The organism is Gemmatimonas sp. (assembly GCF_044345575.1).
Classification (GTDB): Bacteria; Gemmatimonadota; Gemmatimonadetes; order Gemmatimonadales; family Gemmatimonadaceae; genus Gemmatimonas.
In genome coordinates, this window is record NZ_JBIJAW010000327.1 from 1 (window position 1) to 3,650 (window position 3,650).

Consider the following 3,650-nt stretch of genomic DNA (forward strand, 5'->3'; position numbering starts at 1 on the left):
CGCCGTCAGCGCGGTGAGCGCTGCGGCACGCGCCGCACCGGTCTTGGCTTCGGCGGCGGTGAGCGCCGCATCGATCGCGCTCGTACGCGACGCCGACAGCCCCTGCCCACGCACCAGCTGGTCGAGATAGGAGCGTACCACGACGAACGCGGGCGGCCACACGTACTTGGGCTGACTCTGCGGGTTGAACTGCTTGAAGGTGACCAGCTTGGCCGCGGCGATCTCGTTGGCCGAGAGCTGCGCGGTGGGCGTCAGCTCGAGGATGTCGAGACCGCGATCGAGCTCGGAGGAAACGATGAGGCCGTTCCAGTAGTACGCGCCCCACGAGCCACCGATGGTGTTGCCGCCACCACGCACCGTGGGATCGGCGGCCGCGGCAGACGGCACGTCCACCGGACGCGGCGGGTTGATCGAGCCGCGATCGAAGTAGGCGATCTCGAAGGCGCTGTCGGCGTTGGTGAAGTCCATGATGTTCACGCCGCCCTGGTACCACCCCTGCACGTACAGGTCGCGCCCGGGCACCGGGAGGATGCCGCCGTTGTGCGCTACGCAGTTCTCTTCCGCCGCCTGCGCCGACGCCAGCTTGAAGTACGCGCGCTGCTTCTGCCGCTTCTCCGCGTCGAGGGTGATGATCGTGTTCCCGCCGAGCTGCTGCATGCTCGAGGCCTGGCACATCGGGCCCGTGCCGCCGCCCCACTCTTCGGTCTGGATCAACTTCTTGGCGTCGTTGCTGAAGGCCGCCGTGTGACGCCCCTGGAAGTTGTTCGTGTCCATGATCGCGTTGATACGGAACGGCTTCTCGGGGTTCTTGATGTCCACGAGAATCGAGTGCGTCGAGCAGGACGCGAGCAGCATGTTCATCTCGGGGTATGCCGTCACGTCATGGCAGTTGCGCGGACCGGCCGGCATGTCGGCCGCGGGCTGCTGACGCCCGGCGCGCGTCCCCGTGCGCGTCGGCACGCAATACCGCTGGCACTCGCCAGCGCCTTCGAGGTCGGCAAAGATGCGAGCGCCCGGAATGACCTCCGACTTCTCCGGGGCGTTGAGGTACACCTTCACGATGTCGAGCTGGTACAGCGAGTTCGTCGGATCCTTCGGATCGTTGCCGTTCTTGCACCCGGCGAGCTCGGTGTCCGGACGCGCGCCCTGCTGCCCCGACACATACAGATACACAATGTTCTTGTTCGTCGGGCTCGGCACCAGCGTGTGCGTGTGCGAGCCTTTGCACGTCTCGACGTTCTTGACCAGCTTGGGCGCCTTCGGGTTGGACACGTCGAAGATGCGAATGCCGGCCATGTGATCCTTCGGATCCTTCACGCCGCCCGCCCCGCAGTCTTTGCGATTGCCCGCGCCTTCGGCTGAAAGGAAGAGGAGCGTGCCGTAGATGGTCGGGTCGCCCTGCGAGGTGATGCACTTCGTAACCGACGCCATGACGGGCTTGGCGGGATCGGTGATGTCCCAGATGGTGAAGCCGGCGAAGTTGGCCTGGTAGATGTAGTGCGTCGCGAAGGCCACATCGGAATTGATGAACGTCAGCCCGCGGACGGTGTCGAGCTCGGCCGGCTTGGGCGAGAACGACACCTGCTTCATGCCGTTGATCGCGATGCCCGCATCGAAGCGCCCGGGCTTGAGCGTGCTGCGGGGATCCTTGTTGCTGGGGTACGTCTGAGCCGACATCAGGGTCGGTGCCGCAAGCGTTGCCGCGAGCAGCATCAAGCCACGCATGAACCGCATGGAGTCACACTCCGGTGGTGGGAAAGGAGGGGAGGGGCGGATTACTTCGGGGGGAGCTGCGCGAGCAGCCGCTTCATGATGCCGATTTCGGCCGTCTGCGCCGCGACCACATCGTTGGCGAACACGTTGGCATCCACTTCCTGGCCGGCGCCGGGCGACTTGAACAGCTCGTCGACCATCTTGATGGCTCCGGCGTGGTGCTTGATCATGCCGTTGAGAAACAGCCGATCGAAGGCGACGCCTTTGGCCTCGTTCATGGTCTTGAGCTCGGCCTCGGTGAGCATGCCGTCCATCTGCACATCGTGCCAGGACGACGTGTCGGGGGCGAACTGGTCGTGGCGGCGGAGCCAGTCCTGCATGATCTGGATCTCGGGGATCTGCGACTGGTCGATCTTTCGCGACAGCTTGAGCAGCTGCGCGTTGGTGCTGTTCGTTTCGGCCATTTTGGCCATGACGATGGCTTGCGCGTGGTGCGCGATCATCATCTGCATGAATTCCACGTCGGCCTTGGTGTACAGCGCGCCTTTGGGGATCACGATTTCCGGTCCCATTTTGTGCATGCTGTGATCCATGCTGTGCTGCGCCTGGGCCGTGGCCGGCGCTGCGAACAGCAGGGTGAGGACCGAGAAAGCGGCAAGCGTGTGACGAGCCGTCATGAGATGCTCCGCGGTGAACCCGGCCGTGTGCCGGCCGGCGGGATTGGACGAGGGATCCTGACAGAATACGGCACGGGAAACCCCAGCGTTAGGTCATCGCCTCGTGCAGGAGCGAGTGGAAGTGGTGCACCCCCGTCTCGTGCTCGGCCGAGTACCGCCCACGGTCATACACCCGTGAGCGCAGATTGCGCTGCACCACCTCGCAGATGCCGATATCCTCGTCCTGCACTTCGGCGCTGAAGGCCATGAGCTTCACCCAGTCCGGGTCGCTCGCCGCGTCGGCCGGCGGGTGTTCGGCGTACCAGTCGAACACCACGCGGCAGCGGTCAGGGCCCAGCGGAATGACCACGTTGGTCTGCATCTGCCCCAGGTACACGTTGAGCATGGTGTTGGGGAACAGCCATGCGTACACCGCTTCGGGGATATCCGTGGCGCCGGGGTCGTACTGGCGATCGGTGTGCGCGCCGTGCACCGGACGTAACGGCGCGTGCTGCAGGGAGTACCACCGGTGCGGTTCCACCCGGTAGCGATCCATGTCGAGCTCCTTGTTGAGCCCGGGGTGCACGACGGGGACATGGTACCCTTCGAGGTAGTTGTCCACGTACACCTTCCAGTTGCAGGCAATCTCCCACGAGCGCGTGGTGACGTACTGCATGCGCTCGCAGTGGAACGGCGCCATGCGAGCGGGGAGATCTTCCATCACCTCGGTCAGCGGCGGCGCCTTGCCGTCGAGATTCACGAACACCAGCGGCCCCCAGGTGGTGACTGCCACGGGTACGAGCCGCATCTCGTCGGGGCGGAACTGCGTGGTGCCCTCCATACCCGGTGTGCGCTGCAGCGATCCGTCGAGCGCGTAGGTCCAGCCGTGGTACCGGCACTGGAGCGTGTTGCGCTTGCCGCACCCGCTGGCCACCGGCCCGGCGCGGTGCAGGCACACGTTGTAGAACGCGCGCAGCTGCTCCCCGTCGCGCAGCACCACAATGCTGTTAGGGCCCACGTCGGCGGTGAAGTACTGGCCGTGTGTCGCCACCTGATCGGTGCGCCCGACCAGCTGCCACGTGTGGGCGAAGACCCGCTCCATCTCGAGCTCCAGATACACCGGATCGTGATAGAGCCGCGCTGGAATGGTGGAGGCGCGGGCGATGTTCGGGTCGAAGGGGAAGACGATGGGCATGACGGAAGCTTGCGGCTGCCAGCCCGGCCGGCAAGCGGGCGCCGGCCGGTGCGCGGGAGGGACTCCCGGCCGGGATTATCTTCTCC

General features: G+C 65.5%; 3 protein-coding genes. All 3 read right to left on the reverse strand.

Annotated elements, in window-relative coordinates; translation table 11 throughout:
- A partial coding sequence (locus ACIQ6O_RS14480) for an LVIVD repeat-containing protein (protein WP_396208489.1) occupies positions 1 to 1,734 on the reverse strand: 1,734 nt, incomplete at its 3' end.
- 41 nt (positions 1,735 to 1,775) lie between these two features.
- Positions 1,776 to 2,390 carry a DUF305 domain-containing protein gene (locus tag ACIQ6O_RS14485; protein ID WP_396208490.1) on the reverse strand — a complete coding sequence of 205 codons (615 nt, stop codon included), beginning with the start codon at positions 2,388 to 2,390 and terminating at the stop codon, positions 1,776 to 1,778.
- Between the two features lie 88 nt (positions 2,391 to 2,478).
- Complete coding sequence (locus tag ACIQ6O_RS14490; protein WP_396208491.1) at positions 2,479 to 3,564, reverse strand: aromatic ring-hydroxylating dioxygenase subunit alpha; 1,086 nt, start codon at positions 3,562 to 3,564, stop codon at positions 2,479 to 2,481.
- Between the last annotated feature and the right edge of the window lie 86 nt (positions 3,565 to 3,650).